Raw genomic sequence first — 23,414 nt, 5'->3', positions numbered from 1 at the left:
GATGGATCAGTTTACCATCAACCTGATGTTTGTGGGCGCGTCTTTCGCGCTTTACATCGGCATCGCGATCTGGGCCCGCGCGGGCTCCACATCGGAGTTCTATGCCGCGGGCCGGGGCGTTCACCCCGTCACTAACGGCATGGCCACCGCAGCCGACTGGATGTCGGCGGCGTCTTTCATCTCGATGGCGGGCCTCATCGCCTTCACCGGCTATGACAACTCCACCTTCCTGATGGGCTGGACCGGCGGCTACGTGCTGCTGGCGCTGCTGCTCGCGCCCTACCTGCGCAAATTCGGCAAGTTCACCGTGTCCGAGTTCATCGGCGACCGGTTCTACTCCCCGACCGCGCGCGTGGTGGCTGTGATCTGCCTGATCGTCGCCTCGACCACTTACGTGATCGGCCAAATGACCGGCGTTGGCGTGGCCTTCGGCCGCTTCCTGGAGGTCTCCAACACCGCGGGCCTGCTGATCGGCGCTTGTGTGGTCTTCGCCTACGCCGTGTTCGGCGGCATGAAGGGCGTGACCTACACTCAGGTGGCCCAGTACGTCGTGCTGATCATGGCCTACACCATCCCGGCCATCTTCATCTCGCTGCAGCTGACCGGCAACCCGATCCCGGCGCTCGGCCTGTTCGGCGATCACGCAGCCTCCGGCGAGCCGCTGCTGGCCAAACTGGACGCCATCGTGACCGAGCTCGGCTTCAACGAGTACACCGCGCATCACGCCGACACCTTCAACATGGTGCTGTTCACCCTGTCGCTGATGATCGGCACCGCCGGCCTGCCCCACGTCATCATGCGCTTCTTCACCGTGCCGAAAGTGGCTGATGCCCGCTGGTCGGCCGGCTGGGCGCTGGTGTTCATCGCGCTGCTCTATCTGACCGCTCCGGCAGTTGGCGCCATGGCCCGCCTCAACATCACCGAGATGATGTGGCCGAACGGCGGCATCGAAGGCGGCGCCGTGACCGTGCAGCAAATCGAAAACGATCCGCAGTACGACTGGATGGCGACCTGGCAGCAGACCGGCCTCCTGGGCTGGGAAGACAAGAACGGCGACGGTGCGATCCAGTACTACAACGACCAGAACGCCGATCTGCAGGCCACTGCCGAAGCCAACGGCTGGGCCGGCAATGAGCTGACCAACTTCAACCGCGACATCCTGGTTCTGGCCAATCCTGAGATTGCCAACCTGCCGGGCTGGGTCATCGGTCTGGTGGCGGCTGGCGGCCTGGCGGCTGCACTGTCCACCGCTGCGGGCCTCTTGCTGGCGATCTCCTCGGCTGTGTCGCACGACCTGATCAAAGGGTCGATCAACCCGAGCATCTCGGAAAAAGGCGAACTGCTGTCGGCCCGGATCGCCATGGCCGTGGCCATCGGTGTGGCAACCTACCTGGGTCTGAACCCGCCGGGCTTTGCCGCGCAGACTGTGGCGCTGGCCTTTGGCCTCGCGGCTGCCTCGATCTTCCCGGCGCTGATGATGGGCATCTTCACCAAGGTGAACAACAAGGGTGCCGTAGCCGGCATGCTGGCAGGCCTGATCGTGACCCTGGTCTACATCTTCCTGCACAAGGGCTGGCTGTTCATTCCGGACACCAACTCCTTCACCGATGCAGATCCGCTGCTGGGCACCGTCAAATCCACCTCCTTCGGTGCGATCGGCGCGATGGTGAACTTCGCGGTGGCCTTCCTGGTGTCGAAATCGACCGAGGCGATCCCCGCCGAGATCGAAGAGCTGGTGGAAAGCGTCCGCATCCCGCGCGGCGCCGGGGCCGCACAGGACCACTAACCTCCCCTGGGCGGGCTGCCTCCCAGCGGCCCGCCTCTTTCCTCATGGTCCCGTCCGGTTCACACTCGGCGGGACCATTTTTTTCCTGATTCCATGCAGGTACGCCCATGCCCCTTTCTGATGCCGCGCTGCTCCGCTTTCTGACTTCGGTCCACCCCTACGACAGCCTGGAACCGGCGCTGCTGCAGGCGCTGGCCCCCAAGTTTCGCCTGATCGATGCAGCTGCAGGCGATGCTGTCTATGCGCTGAACGAGGATCTGGAAGGGCTGTACCTGGTCCACACCGGCGAGGTGGAAGTGACCGATGAGAACGGCATTCCCGTTTCCATCCTCGGCCCCCGCAATTCCTTTGGCGAACGCGGGCTGACCCGCGGCGGCCGGGCGGTGACCTCTGCGCGGACCACCAAGGACACGCTTCTGCTGCTGCTGCCCAAGGCGGATTTCCATGCCCTGATGGCCGGCCAGCCAAAGGTCGCCAAATTCTTCGACCGCCGCCGCCCCGGCAGCCAGGTTTCCGGCAGCCTGGCCACCACCCGGGTTGAGGCCATCATGGCGCGCGCGCCCGTCACCTGTTCCGGCGGCCTGACCTGCCAGGGCGCCGCGCAGCTGATGCGGGACCGCCGCATCTCCTCCGTCTGCGTGACCGACGGGGATCATTTGCAAGGCATCCTGACCACCCGCGACCTGACCGCCAAGATCCTCGCCGCAGGCAAGCCGATCTCCACCCCGGTCTGCAACGTGATGACCCCGGACCCGCTGACCCTGGCGCCCTCCGCCATCGGCTCCGACGTGCTGCACATGATGATGGAGCATGGCATCGGCCACATCCCGGTGGTCGAGGCTGGAAAGCTCGCAGGCATCGTCACCCAGACCGACCTCACCCGGTTCCAGGCCGTCAGCTCAGGCGAGATGGTGTCGAGCATTGCCCGTGCCGCGTCGGCTGAAGAGATGGCCAAGGCCACCGCCGAAATCCCCCGCCTGCTGGTGCAGCTGGTGGCAGGCGGCAACCGGCATGAGGTGGTGACCCGGCTGATCACCGACATCGCCGACACCGTGACCCGCCGCCTGCTGGCATTGGCGGAAGATAAACATGGCCCGGCCCCGGTGCCCTACCTGTGGCTCGCCTGCGGCTCGCAAGGGCGGCGCGAGCAGACGGGCGTGTCCGACCAGGACAACTGCCTGATCCTGTCCGACGATCTGGCCCCGGGCGATGAGGCCTATTTCGAACAGCTCGCCAAGTTTGTCTGCGACGGGCTCAACACCTGCGGCTACGTCTATTGCCCCGGCGACATGATGGCCTCCAACCCGCGCTGGCGGCAGCCGCTGCGGGTGTGGCGCGACTATTTCCGCGGCTGGATCGTCAAGCCGAACCCGGAAGCGCAGATGCTGGCCTCGGTGATGTTCGACCTGCGCCCCATCGGCGGCGACGCCGCGCTGTTTGCCGACCTGCAGCAGGAAACCCTGCAGGCGGCCAGCGCCAATACCATCTTCACCGCCCATATGATCGCCAATTCGCTGAAACACACGCCGCCACTGGGCCTGTTGCGCGGGCTGGCCACCATCCGCTCGGGCGAGCACCGCAACACGCTGGACATGAAGCACAACGGCGTGGTGCCGGTGGTGGATCTGGGCCGGGTCTATGCGCTGCAGGGGAAACTGGCCGAGGTCAACACCCGCGCCCGGCTGGAGGCGGCGGAGGCCGCGGGCGTGCTCAGCCCCTCCGGTGCGCGGGATCTGACGGATGCCTACGACCTGATCGCCCAGACAAGACTGGAGCATCAGGCCGCGCAGATCCGCGGCGGCCAGGCACCGGACAATTACCTGGCGCCCTCGGACCTGTCGGATTTTGAGCGAAGTCATCTGCGCGACGCCTTTGTTGTGGTAAAGACGATGCAATCGGCAGTTGGGCACGGTAAGGGAATGCTGAGCTGACGGCTGCGCGTGCGGGAGCCTGCGGCGCGAGTATTTCGGGAAAGATGACAAGGCCGGTGGCCTGCGGGGAGATGGGATGTTTCTGGAACTGATTGCGGTGATTTTTGCAGGGATCGCGGCGGCGGGCGTGGTGATGCTCTTGAACCGGACGCTGAAGGGGCGGCTGCCGAGCTGGATGGCGCCGGTGGCGGCGGGGCTTGCGATGATCGGCGTCACCATCGCCTCCGAATACGGCTGGTACGGGCGCACCAGGGCCGCCCTGCCGGAAGGGGTGGAAGTGGCGGAAACGGTTCAGAACAAAAGCTTCTACCGGCCCTGGACCTATGCCGTGCCCTATGTGGACCGGTTTGCCGCCATCGACACCGCCACCATGAAAAGCCACGAGGCGCATCCGCAGGTTTATCTGGCCGAGGTCTATTTCTTTGGCCGCTGGGCCCCGCTCAGCAAGCGGCCTGCGGTGCTGGACTGCGGCAAATGGCGCCGCGCGCTGGTGGCGAACGGCACCGTCTTTTCCGGCAACAGCCTGCCCGCGGGGCTCGATTGGGTTGCCGGTGCCCCGGAGGACGCGCTGCTGACCACGGCCTGCGGAGGATAACGATGCTGTCACGCCTCAGCCTGCGCCTGCGGATCTTTCTGTTCTTCTGCCTGCTGGCGCTTGGCGGCATCGCCGTCACCGGCGGCGCGCTGTGGCTTGGCTACAGCCGCGCGGGCCAGCCCGCCCTGACCGATGCCTTCATCTTTTCCGGCCTGCTGAGCAGCTTTGCCATGCTCGGGCTGAGCGCCGGGGTCTGGCTGCTGTTTGACGAGAACGTCGCCAAGCCGATCGAACGGCTGGCGGCAGGCATGCGCGCCCGCGCCCACGCCGGGGTGAGCAAGGAGCTGGACACCCACAGCGCCCGCTACCTGGGCGACCTGGCGGCCGCTGCCGAGGGGCTGGCGGGCCAGCTGGGCGCCTCTGCCCTGTCCGCGGCCGAAGCCATCGCCCGCGAGACCGAGCATCTGGAAGCCGAGAAAGCCCGCCTTGCGGCGTTGCTCACCGACATTCCGGTTGCCACCGTCATGGCCAGCCCGGCGCATCAGATCGTGCTCTATGACGGCCAGGCCGCCGCGGTGCTGGCGCAGGAAGCGCCGCCGCGGCTCAATGCGCCGCTGTCCGATTACCTGGACCGCACCGGGCTGGAGGCCGCCTACGGCCGGCTGGTGCGCAGCGGGCTGGAGGTTCTGGCCGAGGTGAAAAGCGCCAGCGGCAGCCAGGTGTTTGATCTGCGGCTGAAACCGCTGGGCGGCGCGCCGGGTTACATCATCCTGTTCGAAGGCGCCCATGCGGACCTTGCCCCCGGCGACTCGCGGCCGCTGGTCTATGATTTTGCCCTGCTGGACACCGAGCACGCGGAACTGGACAGCCGCAAGCTGTCAAACCTCAGCTATGTGGTGTTTGACACCGAAACCACCGGCCTCCTGCCGCATAAGGACGAGATCGTCCAGATCGGCGCCTTGCGGGTGGTGCGCAACAGGATAATTGCTGGCGAGCAGTTCGCCACGCTGGTCGATCCCGGCACGCCGATCCCCGCCGCCTCCACCAAGGTGCATGGGATCAGCGATGCCATGGTGCAGGGCGCCCCGGACATCGGCAAAGCCGCCCGCGCCTTTCACAGGTTTGCCTCCGATGCGGTGATCGTCGCCCATAATGCACCATTCGACATGGCTTTTTTGCGCCGCCATGCCAAACGTGCGGGCGTCAGCTGGGACCAGCCGGTTCTGGATACCGTGCTGCTGAGCGCGGTGCTGTTCGGCGCCTCGCAGAGCCACACGCTGGATGCGCTGTGCGAGCGGCTGGAAGTGACCATCCCGCCTGCCCTGCGCCATACCGCAATGGGGGATGCTCAAGCCACGGCAGAGGTGTTCTGCAAAATGCTGCCAATGCTGGAGGCGCGCGGCCTCGGCACCTTTGGCGCGGTGATTGAGGAGACCCGCAAGCACGGACGCCTGTTAGAGGACTTGAATTAGCACCTGTATTTGCCGCCTGATCTACGAAATACAGGTGTAAGGTGGACAACCGGCCCCATGCGTGGCAGGTCACTGCCGAACGAAAAAGAGGCGCGCGACATGGCCGACACCAGCTTTATCCCCGGGCCGGAGACCGCCCGGGCCTACCGCGATGCGCTCGGCTGCTTCGGCACCGGGGTGACGGTTGTCACCACCCAGACCGCGCGCGGCCCGCTGGCGATCACCGTCAACAGCTTCACATCCGTCTCGCTGGAGCCGCCGCTGCTGTTGTGGTGCCCGGCCAAAGCCTCGCTGCGCCATGACGCCTTTGTCGGCGCCGAGCATTTCGCCATTCACGTGATGGCAGAGGACCAGCTGGACCTGGCCAAGCATTTCGCCGCCAACGGCGAGGATTTCTCTGCCGCCGCCTGGCAGCCGAACGCGCAAGGTTCGCCGGCCCTGGAGGCGGTGATTGCCCGTTTCGACTGCCGCCGCTTTGCTGCTCATCCGGCAGGCGATCACACCATCGTCGTCGGCGAGGTGGCCAGCGTCACCACCCGGCCCGGCAAGGGGCTGATATTCAAGCGCGGCCAGTACGGCGGTTTTCTGGAACAGAGCTGAGCGCCCTGCGGCGCTGCCGCGCGGGCATCCTCATCCGGCGGGCAAAACCGGCGGTAGGCTGGCGGGCAGCTCCTCGGCAGGGCCGGCCTCGGCCCCCGCGGCATTGCCGCACCCCTCCGCAGTCCCGTCCAGCAGATGCGGCAGGACCGCTGCCGCGGACAGGTCCATCCCCGGCGCCATGCGCAGCGCCCGCTGCGGGCAGATCGACACACACAGCCCGCATTGAAAGCACAAGGACTCCACAAAGCTCAGCGCGCCGCCGTTCTCCGTCAGGCTCAGCGCGTCCGACGGGCAGACCCAGACGCAGCTGCTGCAATGCGTGCAGCGATCGGCGTCCAGGCTGACAGCCCCGTAGGGGGCCTGCTCCGGCAGCGCGATATTGCCTGCCTTGGCCGGCAGCAGGGCCGCGGCGCTGGCCCGTGCGGTATCCCTGCGGCTGCCCACCGCAAGAACGTCCGGCGAGACGGAGGCAAACGGAAAGATCCCGGCCTCCAGACGCCGCGCCAGGGTGCCGCCGTCCCCGAACAGCAGGATCCGGCCCAGCCCGCCCAGCACATGCGCCAGCTCCACTTGCCGTTCCTGCTGCGCCAGTCCGGCAGCGCCGGCGCAGGATTGCAGGTGAATGACGTCAAAACCGCAAGCCAGCGCGTGCAGCAGGTCGGCATGGCCGATTTTCTGCACGCAGCAAACCTGGACCGGGATCACATCCGCCGCGGCTTCTGTCGGCGGGGGAAGGTCCACGGCTTCCGGCACAACCGGCTCCACCTCATAAAGAATCAGCACCTGGGCGCGGCCGGTTTCATGCTTGCGCTGATGCGCCGCCCGGCACAGCGCCATCAGCGGCAGTTCGCAGCTCCTGCTGGCCACATCCAGCAGCGCCGGACGCCCGCGCGGCGCATGCCGCGCATTGCAGGAAGGGATCTCGGGCCGCCGGCAGAAACAAATATAATGCGGCGGGTGCCCGTCTGCCGTCTGCCCTTCAAGGATATCAGCGCAAATCTCTCCCATTGGAAGATGCTAACACAGAAAAACTCATCCAAGACGTGTATTTCATCTTGACGGCGGAATTGTCGAAATTTTTACAAAAAACGGCTCAAAACAAAAAAGGCCCGCCGGACGGCCAAGTCCGGCGGGCCTTGGTTTCGCAGTCAGCAAAGACGGCTCAGTTCAGCGCCGCATCGGTAATCGCATGGGTCCAGGCGCCTTCCGGCTGCTTGGTGATCACCGGATCGGAGCCGCCGCCCATCAGCGTCGACACGGTCCGCTCGTAATCGGCCGGGTCCAGCGCCCCGTTGCTGCCGGCGGTCAGCTTGGCAATCTCGCCCATCATCCGCTTCTGGTGCTCTTCGGTCTGCGCACCCGATGCATCATTGTCCAGCACGATGCCGGCCGCTTCGTCCGGGTTCTCCTCGGCATATTTCCAGCCCTTCATCGAGGCCCGCACGAACCGCTCCATCTTGTCCGCAAACTCAGCGTTCTCGAGGTTCTCCTCCAGCACATAGAGACCGTCTTCCAGCGTCGCGACGCCCTGATCCTCATATTTGAAGGTGACCAGCTCCTCCGGGCTGACGCCCGCGTCGATGACCTGCCAGTATTCATTATAGGTCATGGTCGAGATGCAGTCCGCCTGGCGCTGCAGCAGCGGGTCCACGTTAAAGCCCTGTTTCAGCACCTCGACACCGTTTTCGTTCTTGCCATCTGTGCCGATGCCCAGCTGGCTCATCCAGCTCATGAAGGGGAACTCGTTGCCGAAGAACCAGACCCCCAGGGTGCGGTTCTTCAGGTCTTCCGGGGTTTCGATGCCGGCATCCTTCCAGCAGGTCAGCATCATGCCGGAGGATTTGAATGGCTGCGCGATATTGACCAGCGGCAAGCCCTTCTCGCGCGCGGCCAGCGCCGCGGGCATCCATTCCACCGTCACATCAGCGCCTCCGCCGGCAATCACCTGGGTCGGCGCAATATCCGGGCCGCCCGGCAGGATGGTGACATTCAAGTCCTCTTCTTCGTAAAACCCCTTGTCCAGCGCCACGTAATAGCCCGCGAACTGCGCCTGGGTCACCCATTTCAGCTGCAGCGTCACATCATCCGCCGCCTGCGCCGCTCCGGTTGCCCCCAGCGCTAGAGCCGCCGCAGTCATAATATGTTTCATGTCTTATTTCTCCCTATTGATTATGATGTGAAGCTTGCCCGGGTTTGACCTGTCGTTCAAAGTTTTTCGTTATATGGCCTGCCCTTGAGAGGCCCCCGCGCAAGATTTCGGCAAAGCCGCCCCGCGCCCGGCGGGATGACTTCTTGCTGTCAGCCCCGCTGCGACGGGTGCCAGAAGGTAAAGCTCTTCTCGATCAGCGCCACCAGCCCGTAGAAAGCGGACCCCGCCAGCGCCGCCACCACGATCTCGGCCCAGACCATGTCCAGCGCCAGCTGGCCGACGCTGGTGGAAATGCGAAACCCCATGCCGACGGTGGGCGAGCCAAAGAATTCCGCCACAATCGCGCCGATGAGAGCCAGCGTGGTGGAGATCTTGAGGCCGTTGAACACAAACGGCAGCGCCGCCGGCAGCCGCAGCTTGAAGAAGGCCTGCCAGTAGGTCGCCGCATAGGTCTGCATCAAATCGCGCTGCATGGCGGAGGTCTCGCGCAGGCCTGCCACGGTGTTCACCAGCATCGGAAAGAACACCATCACCACGACCACCGCGGCCTTCGACTGCCAGTCGAACCCGAACCACATCACCAGGATCGGCGCGGTGCCGACAATCGGCAGCGCCGCGACAAAGTTCCCCACCGGCAGCAGCCCGCGGCGCAGGAAATCGCTGCGGTCGACCAGGATCGCGGTCAGGAACGCCGCGCCGCAGCCGATCACATAGCCGCCAAGCGCGCCTTTCAGGATGGTCTGGGCGAAATCCTCCCACAGGATCGGCAGGCTGGCCGCAAAGCGCGCCGCAATCACCGTGGGCGCCGGCAGGATCACCAAGGACACCTCCAGCCCGCGCACCAGCAGTTCCCAGACCACCAGCACGGTAATCCCGAAGATCGCAGGCACCAATAGCTGCACCGCGCGGGTTTTCGAGGCCGGGCTGTTCGCCAGCCGGCTGTTCAACCACCAGCCGCCGCACCAAACAAACACGGCAAGCACCACCATCATCATGACAGGACCCCCCTGTTCTTCTGGCCGGAAATATCCCGGGTGAGCCGCGCAGCGGCGAGGGCAGAGCCCTCAATCCAAACCTCCATCATGCCCGCACCCCCATCCGGCTCAGCACCAGCTTCTCGATCAGCCCCAAAAGCGCCACCAGCGCCGCGGCCAGGATTGCGGCGGCAAACAGCGCCGACCAGATCTGCACGGTCTGCCCGTAATAGCTGCCCGCCAGCAGCCGCGCGCCGAGCCCCGCAACCGCGCCAGTCGGCAGTTCCCCCACGATGGCCCCCACCAGGGAGGCCGCAATGCCGATCTTCAGCGAGGCAAACAGATAGGGCATCGAGGACGGCAGCCGCAGCTTCCAGAACCCTTGGCTTGTATTGGCATTGTAGGTTTTCAGCAAATCAAGCTGCATCGCATCCGGCGCGCGCAGCCCCTTCACCATGCCGACAACCACAGGGAAGAAGCTGAGGTAGGCCGAGATCACCGCCTTCGGAATGATCCCCTGCACCCCGATGGAATAGAGCACCACGATGATCATCGGCGCCAGCGCGATGATTGGGATGGTCTGGCTGACAATCGCCCAGGGCATCACCGACATATCCATGACGCGGCTGTGCACGATCCCCACTGCCAGCAGAATGCCAAGCCCGGTGCCAATGGCAAAGCCCAGAAGTGTGGCCGACAGCGTCACCTGCGCGTGATAGATCAGGCTGCGTTTCGAGGTGATCTTCTTCTCTACCGTTGTCTCCCACAGTTCCACCGCCACCTGATGCGGCGCGGGCAGCCGCGGGCGGTCCTGCACCCAGGTCTCGCCAATGGCAAAGCTGTTGTTCGCCACCAGCCCGATCTCGCTCATGTCCCGGCGCGCCTTGGCGGTGGCGGGGGTGACTTCGGCCCCTGCCCGCTCCGCCTGGTCCAGCACGCCCTTGATGTTCATCGGCACGCAGGCTGCGTACCAAAGGGCGATGATGGCGGCGAGCACAGTGAGGACGGCAACAAGGCTTTTCATAGCTGTGCCCTCCGCAACCGGCAGCCGCACGGTGCACAGGGGGTGTACAGGGGGTGCACGCGTGACACCCTCCGGTTCCGGCGGGTCGTGCTGGCAGAATCAATCATCGCCATGCCCCGCCCGCAGGCCCTCACGCACCCGGTGGGCGATCTCGATGAACTCCGGGCTGTCGCGGATATCCAGCGGCCGTTCCTTGGGCAGCGTGCTGTCGATCACATCGTGGATCCGCCCCGGCCGCGGTGACATCACCACGATCTTGGTCGACAGATAAACCGCCTCCGGGATTGAGTGGGTCACAAAGCCGATGGTCTTGTTGGTCCGCGCCCAAAGCTTCAGCAGCTGCTCGTTCAGGTGATCGCGCACGATCTCATCGAGCGCCCCGAAGGGTTCATCCATCAGCAGGATGTCGGCATCAAAGGCCAGCGCCCGCGCGATGCTGGCCCGCTGCTGCATCCCGCCCGACAACTGCCAGGGAAACTTGCCGCCAAAGCCTGACAATTCAACAAGTTCCAAGACTTGGTTAACGCGCTTTTCCTGCTCCGCCCTGGAGTAGCCCATGATTTCCAGCGGCAGCTTGATGTTCTTGGAGATGGTGCGCCACGGGTACAGCCCCGCGGCCTGAAACACATAGCCATAGGCCCGGTTGCGCCGTGCCTCATCCGGGGTCATGCCGTTGACGCTCAGGCTGCCGCCGGTGGGCGTTTCCAGCGCCGCGATACAGCGCAGAAAAGTAGTCTTGCCGCAGCCCGACGGTCCGATGAAGGAGACAAAATCGCCCTTGCTGATCTTCAGGCTCACATCCTTCAGCGCATGCACCGGCCCGTCATTTGTCTGAAAGGTCAGGTCCAGGTTCCGGGCCTCGATCACGCAGTCTGCGGGGGCAGGTGCGGACGCGGCGGCCTCGGGGCGGATTGCCTGGGTGGTCGGTTCCATATTCATATCTTCGCCTTGATTTCACACAGGAAAACGGGCCGCCGTTTCCGGCAGCCCGCTCCTGATTTACACGCCTGTCGCCGGGATGCCGGTGCGCTCTACCGGACGCGGCGCGGTCAGCTCTTTCCAGGTCGACAGCGCCTTGTTCACCGTGGTGTTGGCCTCCCGGGCGACAAACTTGCCGTGGCCCTCCTGGCAGCGGATCTCACCATCATGCACCGCCACATGGCCGCGCGTCAGGGTAAAGCGCGGCAGGCCCTTCACCTCATGCCCCTCGAACACGTTGTAGTCGATGGAGGACTGCTGGGTATCCGCGGAAATCGTCTTACGCTTCTCGGGGTCCCAGACCACCAGATCGGCATCCGCGCCCACCAGAACCGCGCCCTTTTTCGGGTAGCAATTCAGGATCTTGGCGATATTTGTTGAGGTGACGGCCACAAATTCATTCGGCGTCAGACGGCCGGTCTCCACCCCGTGCGTCCACAGCATCGGCATCCGGTCTTCCAGCCCGCCGGTGCCGTTCGGGATCTTGGTGAAATCGCCCACACCCGTGCGCTTCTGCTCGGTGGTAAAGGCGCAATGGTCGGTGGCCACGACAGACAGAGAGCCCGACTGCAAACCGGCCCACAGGCTGTCCTGATGCTGCTTGTTACGGAACGGCGGCGACATCACCCGGCGGGCGGCGTGGTCCCAGTCCTTGTTGAAATACTCGCTCTCATCCAGCGTCAGATGCTGGATCAGCGGCTCGCCCCAGACCCGCTTGCCCTGCATCCGGGCACGGCGGATGGCCTCGTGGCTGTCCTCGCAGGAGGTATGCACGACGTACAGCGGCACACCTGCCATATCGGCAATCATGATCGCGCGGTTGGTCGCCTCGCCTTCCACCTGCGGCGGACGGGAATAGGCATGCGCTTCGGGGCCTGTGTTGCCTTGTGCCAGAAGCTTGGCCGACAGCTCCGCCACCACATCGCCGTTTTCGGCATGCACCATGGCAATGCCGCCCAGCTCCGCCAGCCGCTGGAAGGAGGCATAAAGCTCGTCATCATTCACCATCAAAGCGCCCTTGTAGGCCATGAAATGCTTGAAGGTGTTGATGCCGCGCTCCTGGATCACGGTCTTGATATCGTCAAAGACCTGCTCGCCCCACCAGGTCACCGCCATGTGGAAGGAATAGTCGCAGTTGGCGCGGGTCGACTTGTTGTCCCAGCGTTTCAGCGCATCCAGCAGGCTCTCGCCAGGGTTGGGCAGCGCAAAATCCACCACCATGGTGGTGCCGCCCGCCAGCCCTGCGCGGGTGCCGGACTCGAAGTCATCCGAGCTGTAGGTGCCCATGAAGGGCATCTCCAGGTGGGTGTGCGGGTCGATCCCCCCCGGCATTACATAACAGCCGGTGGCGTCCAGCTCCTCACTGCCTTTGAGGCCCTGGCCGATCTGGGTGATCACTCCGTTCTCAATCAGCACATCCGCCTTATAGGTCAGATCGGCGGTCACGATGGTGCCGTTTCTGATGACTTTACTCATTGCTATAACTCCCTGAACCGGGGCGTATTCTTACGCCTCCATTTGTCTCTTCCGCTGTCTGGCGCAGCTCTTTTCATCTTTCCGGAAATACTCCGGGGGAGCGGCCCGCCGGGCCGCGGGGGCAGCGCCCCCTACTCCACGATCTCCGCTGTCTCCACCACCGCATGGAACAGCACATTGGCGCCGGCCTCGGCCCATTCCTTGCTGATCTCTTCGGCCTCGTTGTGGCTCAGGCCATCGACGCAGGGGCACATCACCATGGCAGTCGGCGCCACCCGGTTGATCCAGCAGGCGTCGTGTCCCGCGCCAGAGATGATATCAAGATGGGAATAGCCCAGCCGTTCCGCCGCATTGCGCACCGCGCTGACGCAGCCCTCGTCAAAGGCCACGGGGTCAAAGCCGCCCACCTTCTCGAACTCGATCTCCACCCCCATCGCCTCAGCGATTTTGGTGCCCTGCTCGCGCAGGCGGTTTTCCATGTCGGTGATCACGCCGAGTTCCGGGCTGCGGAAATCGACGGTGAAAACGACCTTGCCCGGGATCACGTTGCGCGAGTTCGGGTAGACGTCGATATGCCCCGCCGCGCCCACCGCGTGCGGCGCATGGCTCCAGGCGATTGCGTCCACCGCCTCCAGGATCCGCGCCATCGCCAGGCCCGCATTGCGGCGCATCGGCATCGGGGTGGAGCCGGTATGGGCATCCTTGCCGGTGACCGTCACCTGCGTCCAGCTGAGGCCCTGGCCGTGGGTCACAACGCCGATATCCTTGCCCTCGGCCTCCAGGATCGGGCCCTGCTCGATGTGCAGCTCGAAAAACGCGTGCATCTTGCGGGCGCCGGTTTCCTCCTCGCCGCGCCAGCCGATGCGATTCAGCTCATCACCGAATGTCTTGCCCTCGGCATCTGCCCGGCCGTAAGCCCAGTCCTGGGTATGCACACCGGCAAACACCCCCGAGGACAGCATGGCCGGCGCGTAGCGGGTGCCTTCCTCATTGGTGAAGTTGGTGGCCACGATCGGGTGCTTGGTCTTGATGTTCATGTCGTTGAGCGAGCGGATCAGCTCCAGCCCCGCCAGCACCCCGAGAACACCGTCATACTTGCCGCCCGTGGGCTGGGTATCCAGATGCGAGCCGACATAGACCGGAAGCGCGTCCGGGTCGGTGCCTGCGCGCATCGCAAACATGTTGCCCATCTGGTCCAGCCCCATGGTGCAGCCTGCCTCCTCGCACCATTTCTGGAACAGGGCGCGGCCTTCGCCATCCGCATCCGTCAGCGTCTGGCGGTTGTTGCCGCCTGCGACTCCGGGGCCGATTTTGGCCATCTCCATCAGGCTGTCCCACAGCCTGTCACCATTGATTTTCAGATTCTGTCCAAGCGACGTCATCTCGAGCTTCCTTCCCTGTGCGCCCGTCTTTGCAGGCTGGCTCCGGCTTGGCGCCGTGTTAGGTGGCTTCGAATGCTGGTCCGTTGCAAAGCCGGGCCGTTTGCGGCCCGGACATTGATTTGACCAACTGGTCAAACTCACGCTATCACGGGTTCACCACCAGTCAAGAAATTGCCGCAGGACCCTTGCAAAAATCGGCGCCTTAGCCGGAAACAGGTGAAAATCCGTGCTTTCGCCCGCCGCAGGCGGCAGAACCAGACAAGGACGACCATGCCCGCAGACCGCGCGCCCACCCGCATTCAGAAGAAGAATCGCGCTGCCATTCTCGAAGCGGCGCTGGACGTGTTTTCAAGCCACGGCTTCCGCGGCTCCACCGTGGATCAGATCGCCAAGGCGGCCGGGCTGTCGAAACCGAACCTGCTTTATTACTTCCCCTCCAAGGAAGCGATGTTCAACGAGCTGATGGCGGGGCTGCTGGACACCTGGCTCGATCCGCTGCGCGGTCTCGATCCTGAGGGCGAGCCGCTGGAGGAAATCCTTGCCTATGTACAGCGCAAACTGCAGATGAGCCGGGACTACCCGCGCGAAAGCCGTCTTTATGCCAATGAGATTGTGCAGGGCGCGCCGCGGCTGCGAGAGGTGATCGCCACCGATCTCAAGGTTCTGGTGGAGGAAAAGGCGCAGCTGCTGCAGGACTGGATGGATGCCGGGCGGATCAACCGGGCGCACCCCCAGCATCTGTTGTTTTCGATCTGGTCGCTGACCCAGCACTATGCGGATTTCGACGCCCAGGTGCGCACGCTGATGGGCGAGGAAGACCCGTTCGACGCCGCGCCAGAGTATCTGGAAACCCTGTACCGCCGGATGCTTACGCCCAAAAGCTGACCTCAGATATCCTCGGAAACGCTTTGCAGGAGAACCGGGAGCTCCCGCGCCCGCAGGTGCCATCAGCCGTGCTGATGCCCCCTTGGCGGCCTTGGGCCCGGCGCCGCGCAAAGCGCGGCGCCGGGCCCAACGGGAGGAGCGTCTCCTGAAAAGGAGACCGGCGACGGGCGGGAGCCTTTCCGTTTGAGCTGCCCCCGCCCGCTGGAAAAGTTTACTCTGCGGCCGTTGCCGACGGGTTGTTCGGATGCGTGGTCCAGTTGGCGTAGTCGTCCGAAACCACCTCGCCGGTGCGCTCGTCGATCTGGCCTGCCGGGACTTCCTCCATGGTGATGCAGCCCTCCACCGGGCAGACATTCACGCAAAGATTGCAGGCGACGCATTCGTCGTCCTTCACCGTGAACACCCGGTCCTCGCTCATCGCAATCGCCTGGTGCGAGGTATCCTCGCAGGCCGCATAGCAGCGGCCGCATTTGATGCAGTCGTCCTGGCTGATCCTGGCCTTGGTCACGTAGTTCAGGTCCAGATACTGCCAGTCGGTCACATTCGGCACCGCCATGCCGATGAAATCCTGGGTGGAGGTATAGCCTTTCTCGTCCATCCAATTCGACAGGCCCGAGATCATCTCCTTCACCACGTTGAAGCCATAGGTCATCGCCGCGGTGCAAACCTGCACGTTGCCAGCGCCCAGTGCCATGAACTCCGCCGCGTCGCGCCAGGTGGTGACGCCGCCGATGGCAGAGATCGGCAGGCCGCGGGTCTGCGGGTCGCGGGCGATTTCAGCGACCATGTTCAGCGCAATCGGCTTCACCGCCGGGCCGCAATAGCCGCCGTGGGTGCCTTTGCCGCCGATGGTCGGCTCCGGCGCCATGCTGTCGAGGTTCACCGAGGTGATCGAGTTGATGGTGTTGATCAGGCTGACCGCATCGGCGTTGCCCGCGTGCGCTGCCCGGGCCGGGTGGCGGATATCGGTGATGTTCGGGGTCAGCTTCACGATCACCGGCTTGGAGTAGTATTTCTTGCACCACTCGGTGACCATCTGGATGTATTCCGGCACCTGCCCCACGGCAGACCCCATGCCACGTTCGGCCATGCCGTGCGGGCAGCCAAAATTCAGTTCGATCCCGTCGGCGCCGGTGGCCTCCACCTGCGGCAGGATGTCCTTCCAGGCCTGTTCCTCGCAAGGCACCATGATCGAGACGATGACGGCGCGGTCCGGGTAGTCTTTCTTGACCCGGGTGATTTCCTCCAGGTTGGTCTGCAGCGGCCGGTCGGTGATCAGCTCGATGTTGTTGAGGCCCAAAAGACGGCGGTCGGCGCCCCAGATCGCGCCATAGCGCGGGCCGTTCACGTTGACCACCGGCGGGCCTTCGGCGCCCAGGGTCTTCCAGACCACGCCGCCCCAGCCGGCCTCGAAGGCGCGGCGGACGTTGTATTCCTTGTCCGTCGGCGGCGCCGAGGCCAGCCAGAACGGGTTGGGGGATTTGATACCCAGAAATTCCGTTGTCAGATCAGCCATTTGATCTCTCCTTTTAAGGCTAGCTTGGGTGCAGCGGAGCCGCACCCGAGCTGGCTCAGCCCATCAGGCTGGAGTGAATGTCCATTGCAGCGTGGCGGCCCTCGGCCACGGCAGTCACGGTCAGGTCCTCGCCGCCCGAGGCGCAGTCGCCCCCGGCCCAGACCCCGGCCACAGAGGTGCGCCCGCTGGCGTCGACCTTGATCTTGCGGCCCTCCAGCGCCAGCGCCTCCGGCTGGCCCTCCAGCGTCTGGCCGATCGCCTTGAACACCTGATCCGCGGCCAGCCGCAGGGTTTCGCCCGTGCCGGAGACCTTGCCGTCCGCGACCTGAGTATACTCCAATTCGATCTCGGCCGCTGCACCGCTGCCGTGCACCGCAACCGGCATCACGTTGAACATCAGCTTGACGCCCTTCGAGGCCGCCAAGTCCTGCTCGAACCGGCTTGCGCCCATCTCCTCGCGGCTGCGGCGGTAGGCGATGGTGACGTTTTCGGCGCCCAACAGCTTGGACTGCACCGCAGCATCCACCGCGGTCATGCCGCCGCCGATCACCACCACATTGCGGCCGACCGGCAGCGTGGTCAGGTCGTCCGCCTGGCGCAGTTCGGCGATGAAGTCCACCGCGTCGCGGACACCGTCCATGTCTTCGCCCGGCGCGCGCAGGGCATTGACCCCGGCCAGACCAATGGAGAGGAACACCGCGTCATACGCCTCCTTCAGCGCATCCAGTGACAAGTCCTCGCCCAGTTTTTGGCCGTAATCCATGGTGATGCCGCCGATCTGCAGCAGCCAGTCCACTTCGCGCTGCGCGAAGTTGCTGGTGGTTTTATAGGCGGCAATCCCGAATTCGTTGAGGCCGCCGGGCTTGGACAGGGCGTCATAGACCACCACGTCATGGCCCAGCATCGCCAGCCGGTGCGCGGCAGACAGACCCGCCGGGCCCGCCCCCACAACGGCCACCTTCTTGCCAGTCGCTGCGGCACGGGTGAAGGGATGCACGCCCTTCGCCATCAGCGTGTCGGTGGCATAGCGCTGCAGGCGGCCGATCTCGACCGGCTTGCCCTCTGCCGTCTCCCGCACGCAGACCTCTTCGCACAGGGTTTCGGTCGGGCAGACCCGGGCGCACATGCCGCCCAGAATGTTCTGCTCCAAAATGGTGCGGGCCGCGCTTTCGGGGTGGCCTGCCTGGATCTCCCGGATGAACTGGGGGATGTCGATGCTGGTCGGACAGGCCGTCATGCAGGGCGCGTCATAGCAGAAATAGCAGCGGTCGGCGGCCACGGCGGCCTCATGCGCGTCATAGGGCGGGTGCAAGTCCGAGAAGTTCTCAGCGATCCCGGCAGCGTCAAGCCGCGCTGCCTGAATGCCGGATGCCTGATGGCTGGTCGCCATTGGGTGTCTCCCTGATTTTCGGTTGTTCTTGCTGTTCAGAGTGCCACAGTCTTATTTTTTATCAACTGGTAAAATTTTTCCCGCAGGCAAAAAATATGCCGCCCCCGAAGGAGCGGCGTGCAAGAACTTGATTTCACGCCGAAATCAGGCGATGCCTATTGAGCAGTCATTTGCGAAAGATGGCCGGTTTTCATCCACACTTTCGCACCGTCCGTACCGGCGGTGGCGTCAAACCGGCTGCCGGGCGGCAGACGCAGCCAGTCCCAACGGGTGAAATCCTCGCCGTTCTCGCTGTAGCTGCCGTCCACCACAAAGACCTCCAGCCCGCCGGGCGCCTGCAGGCTGACCGCGTGATGCGGACCCCAGGTTTGCAGCGTCACCGTCTCAACCGCATCCTGAAACAGCTGCTGCTGCGCGGCGCCGCCATCGGCGCGGGTTTTGACCTCGGTACGGTCGGCGGGGTCGAACTGGTGCAGCTTGACCAGGATCACCGCGCCCTCCGCCGCGGCGGGCGTGTGGCTGGTGGTGGGCGGGTTACGGACATAGGAGCCTGCGGGAAAGTCGCCGTGCTCATCCTGGAACACGCCGTCCAGCACCAGAAACTCCTCGCCGCCGTCATGCACATGCGCATCAAAGGCGGACCCCGGCGCAAAGCGGACGATGGTGGTGGCGCGGGCAACTTCCTCGCCGATGCGGTCGAGCATCTTGCGCTCTACCCCCGGGGCCGGGCTGGGCACCCAGGGTGTGTCCTCGAAATGCACCGCGGCGCGTTTGGTGAAATCGGCATTGATACGCATCTTGCTCTCCCCTTGCTGCGCCAAGCAATGTGGCGGCTGGCCGGGACCATGGGAAGAGCGCTCACGAAACCGTGCTTGATCCGCGGCGTCAGCCGGGCAGCACGGCAGTGGCTTCGATCTCCACCCTGGCCTCATCCTCGACCAGCGCGGAGACGACAACCATCGTCATCGCCGGGAAGTGATAGCCCATCACCGCGCGGTAAGCCTTGCCGACCTCAGCCTGATGGCCAAGGTATTCCGCCTTGTCGGTCACATACCAGGTCAGCCGGGTGATGTCCTCTGCGGTGCCGCCCGCGGCCTCGACCACCTCCAGGATGTTGCGCAGCGCCTGGCTCATCTGGCCGATGAAATCATGGGCCTCGAACACCTGATCCGCAGTCCAGCCGATCTGGCCGCCGACAAACAGCAGCTTGCCCTCTGCGACCATTCCGTTGGCGTAGCCTTTGGCGGGCTTCCACCCTTCGGGATGCACACTGATGGCCGGCATGGCGGGGCTCCTTTGCTGATAATGCCTGCCACCGACAATAGCGCTGCCGCGGGAATTATTTCAAGCTTAAAACTTATAAGCCTGAAGCAAACCCGCCGGACCATCCGGTGCCAGCCCGCTTCAGATGCTCATCTTCTTGAACACAGCTTCCGGAATGTTGCGGATGATCAGCATGATCAGCCGCCAGACCGGCCGCACATAGACGATGTTTTTCTGCTTGGCAGTGGCCTCGGTGATGGCGCGGGCGACTTCCTCGGGCTGGGCCGTCAGCTTGTCCGGCAGGTCCATGCCCTCGGTCATCTGCGTGGCGACAAACCCCGGCAGCACCGTAACCACATGCACGCCCTTGCGGGCCAGCCGGTTGCGCAGGCCGGACAGGAAGGCGGTGAAGCCGGCCTTGGCCGCGCCGTAAACATAGTTGGTCGCGCGGCCGCGGTCTCCGGCCACCGAGCTGATCCCCACCAGCGTGCCGGAGCCGCGCTGTTCGAACCGGCTGGCCAGAACCGAAAGAATGCTGGCCGGGCCTTCGAAGTTGCTGCGCAGGACCCGGGCCGCGGCGGCGGGGCTGGTCTCGCTTTCGCCCTGCTCCCCCATGAAGCCGACGGCGCAGACGGCGATGCCCGGCAGTTCCGGCAGCGCACCGGCAAAGCGCTCATGATCCTCCAGCGCCAGCGCGTCGAACTCATGCAGAGAAACTGGCACGCCGTGGCGCAGCTCCAGATCGGTCTTCTGGGGCTCCAGACTGTCCGTATTGCGGGCGGCCAGCTGCACAGGGCGGCCTTGGGCGGCATAGGCATGGGCCACAGCCATGCCTATGTCCGACCGGGCGCCGAGGATCAGAACGGGGGATTTTGTCATAGCGAAAGCCTTTGCGACTGGGCGGACTGAAAGGACGGGTGCAACCCGGACAGCTGCCGCATCCCGGCAAACTCTGCTGCCCTGGAGTCGGCAGCGTGCAGCGTGTCCCGGCTCATCCGGCTGTCCTTGGCCAGATAGAAGCGGCCGCCGTGGGCAATGGTGATACGGTCGAGGTCCTGCATCAGCTGCAGGCTGCGGCGGTTGACCGGAAAGTCCAGCGCCAGCGTGTAGCCCTCCATCGGGAAGGAGAACGGGCTGTCCTGCGCGCCCAGCCTCTTGAGCACCGCCAGAAACGACCCCTGCCCGGCAGCAGAGATCGTCTTGAGCAAGGCACGCAAGCCTGCCCGCGCGCGGTCCAACGGCAGCACGCATTGAAACTGGGCAAATCCCTTGCGCCCGTAGATCCGGTTCCAGCCCAAAAGCGCATCAAGCGGAAAGAAGAAGCTGTCGTAACCGGTGATCTGCCGCCCGGCCTTGCGCGCCCCGGCCCAGTAATAGGCGGCATTGAACGCCCGAACACTGTAGCGGTTCAGCGCAAAGGACGGGAACACTGGCGGCACGGTGCGGTTGCTGGCGCGGGGTATGGCAAAGGGCCGCGCCGCCTGGTCATAGCTCAGGTCCTGCAGCCCGGCATGTTCCCCCAGCATGACCAGCGACCGCCCAAGATTGCCGCCGCCCGCCAGGCAGTCGATCCACGCCACGGAATAGGTTGCGGCGGCGGAGCGTTCAAAGATTTCGATGGCGGCGTTGAGGTTTGCAGCGGGTAATGTCTGCTGCCGGATCCAGGCCGAGGGCACCCGCCGCAGACGGATGGCGGCCCGCAGGATCACGCCCGTAAGCCCCATGCCGCCAGCGGTCCAGTTGAACAACTCTGTGTTTTCCTGGGGGGAGCAGCGGCGGACCGTTCCGTCCGGCCCCATCACCTCGACCCAGTCCAGGCAACTGCGGAAACTGCCGTCCTTGTGGTGGTTCTTGCCATGCACATCCGCGGCAATGGCGCCGCCAAGGGTCACGAACTTGGTGCCCGGCACCACCGCCGGAAACCAGCCCCGTGGCAGGAAGGCAGAGATGATATCGCCCAGCAGCACACCGCTTTCCGCCACCAGCAAGCCGGTCTGCGCATCAAAGGAGATCATCTTGTTGAAATGGCGCATATGCAGGGTCGCCGGCGCGCCAACCGCGCTGTCGCCATAGGCGCGGCCATTGCCGCGGGCGATGACGGAAGGATTGCTGGCGATCAGCCCCTGCAGCTCCGCCTCGCTGCGCGGCGCAAGCAGCTGCGCCTGGGACACGGGGTAGTTGCCCCAGCCTGACAGCCCTCTCATTCCGCCTCCCTTGCGCGGCGGGTAAAGACGAACTGCCGGTCGAGATGGTATTTCACCGTGTAGCCGATCACCAGTCCCAGGACTGCTCCGGCCTCGCGCGCCGCATCGGTGCCCCAGATGAGCCAGAACAGCGTTTCGGTGATCCAGAACACCGCCGTGGTCGCCACCCCCATCGCCGAATACAGCAGGAAGGTCCGGCCCTGGTGCTTCAGGCCGCCCTGCTGGTCAAAGAAGATCCAGCGCTTGTCCAGAAAGTATTTGACCACCAGCCCGGCCAAAGTGCCCGCAGCCATGGCAGCGGTGAAATGGGCGCCGGTCTCCCCCAGCTGCAAAACCGCGCGCTGGGTGGCGAGGTTGACGGCGGTGGCCGCGGCCGCAAAGGCGGTGTAGCGGACGAGAAGCTGGTGCAGGGTCATAGCGCGCTGCTCCACACCGCAAAGGACAGAGCGATCAGGAAGCACAGCTGGCTGCCGCGGTCGCGCGCGGCATAGACCACCGGGTCATCCTGCATCTGGCCGCGATGGGCCAGCATCACCGTATTGGTGATCCAATAAAGCAGCACACAGCAAATCCCCCACAACCCCTGCGGCGTGGCGTAAAGCGCGGCCACCGCAGGCGAATTGAGGTAGAGCGCCAGAACCAGCACCGACACGTAGCCCGCGGCAATCGCGATCATCGAGATCACCGGCAGATCGTCAACGTGATAGCCGCGCCCCTTGGCGGTCAGCTGCTGGCGTCTGGCGCTGTCCACCAGCTCCGCCTGGCGTTTCACGGCGGCCAGCGAAAAGAAGAAGAAGATGGAAAACGCCAGCAGCCAGACCGACAGCGGTATGCCGGTAGCGGCACCTCCCGCCGCGATGCGGATGGTGTAAAGCCCCGCCAGCAGGCAGATATCCATCACGATCAGCCGCTTGAAATGCAGCGAGTAAGCCGTTGTCATTGCGTAATAAAGCAGGATGACCCCAAGAAACAGCAGGCCCAGCGGCAGGGCTGCCGCCAACCCGCCCAGAAACAGCGCCGCCGCCAACCAGCTGCCGTGCTCTATCGGGATGCGGCCCGCGGCAAAGGGCCGGAACCGCTTGCGCGGATGGGCGCGGTCGGCGTTCAGGTCAAGGAGGTCGTTCACCACATAGACGCTGGAGGCGATCAGGCTGAACGACAGGAACGCCAGCAGCGACTGCACCAGGGTCACCATGTCCAGCTGATGCGCGGCCAGCATCGGCAGGAACACGAGGATGTTCTTCAGCCACTGATGCGGCCGCAGCGCCTTGACATACGCGGCCAGCGCGGGCTCCACCGTTGCCAGATGTTCGGTCCGGGACGCCGCGTGCTCCGCCTTCTGGCGCAGCGCCGGGGCGGCATTGACGGTGACCGCCGTTGACGCCAGCCGCCAGACCGGCAGATCGGCGGGGGAATCCCCCATGTAGGCAAACCTGCCCGCGCCGAACCGGTTTTGCAGGAACTCCGCCTTGACCGGGCCTTTCAGGTTTTCGGTGCCGGTGGAGCCATGCACCTCGTCAAACAGGTCCAGATGAGCGGCGATCTGATCGGCGATGGACTGGTCGCTGGCAGTCACCAGCGCGGTTTTGCCGCCCCGCTGCCGCCAGTCCCTGACATAGTCCATGACCGCCGGATCATAAGGCAGGCTGGCCGCATCAATGCGGGAGGTGCCGGCCAAGTGCCGCTTCAGCGCCGCTCGGCCGTTCAGCAGCGCAACCGCCGCGGAAAAGGGGCTTTTCCAGTCGCGCCCGAAGGAAGACCAGAAGCTTTCATAGAGGATATTGCTGCGCAGCAGGGTGCCATCCAGGTCGACGGCAAGCATGCCGGGCTGCCCGGCCGGAAGCGATGA

Annotated in this window: 21 protein-coding genes; 6 read left to right on the top strand and 15 right to left on the bottom strand. The window is 64.7% G+C overall.

Features of this window, described 5'->3' with window-relative positions:
* Nucleotide 1: 1 nt before the first annotated feature.
* The 5 genes from B2P87_RS04765 to B2P87_RS04745 all read left to right on the top strand — a co-directional run bounded on the left by B2P87_RS04765 (nt 2) and on the right by B2P87_RS04745 (nt 6,324).
* On the top strand, nt 2-1,786 hold the full coding sequence (locus B2P87_RS04765; protein WP_141890521.1) for a sodium:solute symporter family protein: 1,785 nt from the start codon (nt 2-4) through the stop codon (nt 1,784-1,786).
* Nucleotides 1,787-1,893: 107 nt separating this feature from the next.
* Nucleotides 1,894-3,717, top strand: coding sequence for a DUF294 nucleotidyltransferase-like domain-containing protein (locus tag B2P87_RS04760; protein ID WP_141890522.1), 1,824 nt, complete (start codon nt 1,894-1,896; stop codon nt 3,715-3,717).
* 76 nt (nt 3,718-3,793) lie between these two features.
* A complete protein-coding gene (locus B2P87_RS04755) occupies nt 3,794-4,312 on the top strand; it encodes a hypothetical protein (protein WP_141890523.1) in 519 nt (172 codons plus the stop codon).
* Nucleotides 4,313-4,314: 2 nt separating this feature from the next.
* Complete coding sequence (locus B2P87_RS04750; RefSeq protein ID WP_058287160.1) at nt 4,315-5,724, top strand: 3'-5' exonuclease; 1,410 nt, start codon at nt 4,315-4,317, stop codon at nt 5,722-5,724.
* A gap of 99 nt (nt 5,725-5,823) precedes the next feature.
* Entirely contained in the window at nt 5,824-6,324 is a 501-nt protein-coding gene (locus B2P87_RS04745; protein ID WP_141892078.1) for a flavin reductase family protein, read from the top strand.
* 30 nt (nt 6,325-6,354) lie between these two features.
* On the opposite strand, the gene B2P87_RS04740 is transcribed toward B2P87_RS04745, so the two are convergent.
* From B2P87_RS04740 to B2P87_RS04710, 7 genes are all read right to left on the bottom strand, one after another.
* Nucleotides 6,355-7,191 carry a 4Fe-4S binding protein gene (locus tag B2P87_RS04740; protein ID WP_244940816.1) on the bottom strand — a complete coding sequence of 279 codons (837 nt, stop codon included), beginning with the start codon at nt 7,189-7,191 and terminating at the stop codon, nt 6,355-6,357.
* A 295-nt stretch (nt 7,192-7,486) separates the two neighbouring features.
* On the bottom strand, nt 7,487-8,473 hold the full coding sequence (locus tag B2P87_RS04735; RefSeq protein WP_027244121.1) for an ABC transporter substrate-binding protein: 987 nt from the start codon (nt 8,471-8,473) through the stop codon (nt 7,487-7,489).
* 149 nt (nt 8,474-8,622) lie between these two features.
* Nucleotides 8,623-9,468 (bottom strand): ABC transporter permease, encoded by an 846-nt coding sequence (locus B2P87_RS04730; RefSeq protein WP_141890524.1) that lies wholly within the window; start codon nt 9,466-9,468, stop codon nt 8,623-8,625.
* 85 nt (nt 9,469-9,553) lie between these two features.
* The gene (locus B2P87_RS04725) at nt 9,554-10,471 is read right to left on the bottom strand and encodes an ABC transporter permease (protein WP_058287163.1); all 918 of its coding nucleotides are present in this window, start codon (nt 10,469-10,471) and stop codon (nt 9,554-9,556) included.
* A gap of 99 nt (nt 10,472-10,570) precedes the next feature.
* Complete coding sequence (locus B2P87_RS04720) at nt 10,571-11,410, bottom strand: ABC transporter ATP-binding protein (RefSeq protein WP_141890525.1); 840 nt, start codon at nt 11,408-11,410, stop codon at nt 10,571-10,573.
* A 60-nt stretch (nt 11,411-11,470) separates the two neighbouring features.
* Nucleotides 11,471-12,925 carry a dihydropyrimidinase gene (gene hydA, locus B2P87_RS04715; protein ID WP_141890526.1) on the bottom strand — a complete coding sequence of 485 codons (1,455 nt, stop codon included), beginning with the start codon at nt 12,923-12,925 and terminating at the stop codon, nt 11,471-11,473.
* A gap of 131 nt (nt 12,926-13,056) precedes the next feature.
* The gene (locus tag B2P87_RS04710; protein WP_141890527.1) at nt 13,057-14,307 is read right to left on the bottom strand and encodes a Zn-dependent hydrolase; all 1,251 of its coding nucleotides are present in this window, start codon (nt 14,305-14,307) and stop codon (nt 13,057-13,059) included.
* 270 nt (nt 14,308-14,577) lie between these two features.
* Between B2P87_RS04710 and B2P87_RS04705 the strand changes: the two genes are divergently transcribed.
* Nucleotides 14,578-15,192 carry a TetR family transcriptional regulator C-terminal domain-containing protein gene (locus B2P87_RS04705; RefSeq protein WP_058287167.1) on the top strand — a complete coding sequence of 205 codons (615 nt, stop codon included), beginning with the start codon at nt 14,578-14,580 and terminating at the stop codon, nt 15,190-15,192.
* A gap of 211 nt (nt 15,193-15,403) precedes the next feature.
* Here B2P87_RS04705 and preA read toward each other — a convergent pair whose 3' ends face one another.
* From preA to B2P87_RS04665, 8 genes are all read right to left on the bottom strand, one after another.
* Nucleotides 15,404-16,708, bottom strand: a complete 1,305-nt coding sequence (preA, locus tag B2P87_RS04700; RefSeq protein WP_141890528.1) for an NAD-dependent dihydropyrimidine dehydrogenase subunit PreA — start codon at nt 16,706-16,708, stop codon at nt 15,404-15,406.
* A gap of 55 nt (nt 16,709-16,763) precedes the next feature.
* A complete protein-coding gene (locus B2P87_RS04695; RefSeq protein ID WP_141890529.1) occupies nt 16,764-18,098 on the bottom strand; it encodes an NAD(P)-dependent oxidoreductase in 1,335 nt (444 codons plus the stop codon).
* A 155-nt stretch (nt 18,099-18,253) separates the two neighbouring features.
* Nucleotides 18,254-18,895 carry a cupin domain-containing protein gene (locus B2P87_RS04690; protein WP_141890530.1) on the bottom strand — a complete coding sequence of 214 codons (642 nt, stop codon included), beginning with the start codon at nt 18,893-18,895 and terminating at the stop codon, nt 18,254-18,256.
* Between the two features lie 88 nt (nt 18,896-18,983).
* Nucleotides 18,984-19,382, bottom strand: a complete 399-nt coding sequence (locus B2P87_RS04685; RefSeq protein WP_058287171.1) for a RidA family protein — start codon at nt 19,380-19,382, stop codon at nt 18,984-18,986.
* Nucleotides 19,383-19,502: 120 nt separating this feature from the next.
* Nucleotides 19,503-20,240, bottom strand: a complete 738-nt coding sequence (locus B2P87_RS04680; protein WP_141890531.1) for an SDR family oxidoreductase — start codon at nt 20,238-20,240, stop codon at nt 19,503-19,505.
* A complete protein-coding gene (locus B2P87_RS04675; protein ID WP_141890532.1) occupies nt 20,237-21,565 on the bottom strand; it encodes an FAD-binding oxidoreductase in 1,329 nt (442 codons plus the stop codon). Before B2P87_RS04675 ends, B2P87_RS04680 begins: the two co-directional genes overlap by 4 nt.
* Entirely contained in the window at nt 21,562-21,981 is a 420-nt protein-coding gene (locus tag B2P87_RS04670; RefSeq protein ID WP_141890533.1) for a GtrA family protein, read from the bottom strand. The genes B2P87_RS04675 and B2P87_RS04670 overlap by 4 nt, the downstream gene beginning before the upstream one ends.
* On the bottom strand, nt 21,978-23,387 hold the full coding sequence (locus tag B2P87_RS04665) for a UbiA family prenyltransferase (protein WP_141890534.1): 1,410 nt from the start codon (nt 23,385-23,387) through the stop codon (nt 21,978-21,980). The genes B2P87_RS04670 and B2P87_RS04665 overlap by 4 nt, the downstream gene beginning before the upstream one ends.
* Nucleotides 23,388-23,414 lie beyond the last annotated feature (27 nt).

It is taken from the genome of Leisingera sp. UBA4491 (genome assembly GCF_002388965.1).
Taxonomy (GTDB): Bacteria; Pseudomonadota; Alphaproteobacteria; order Rhodobacterales; family Rhodobacteraceae; genus Leisingera; species Leisingera aquaemixtae.
This window is presented reverse-complemented; position numbering and strand designations above follow the sequence as displayed.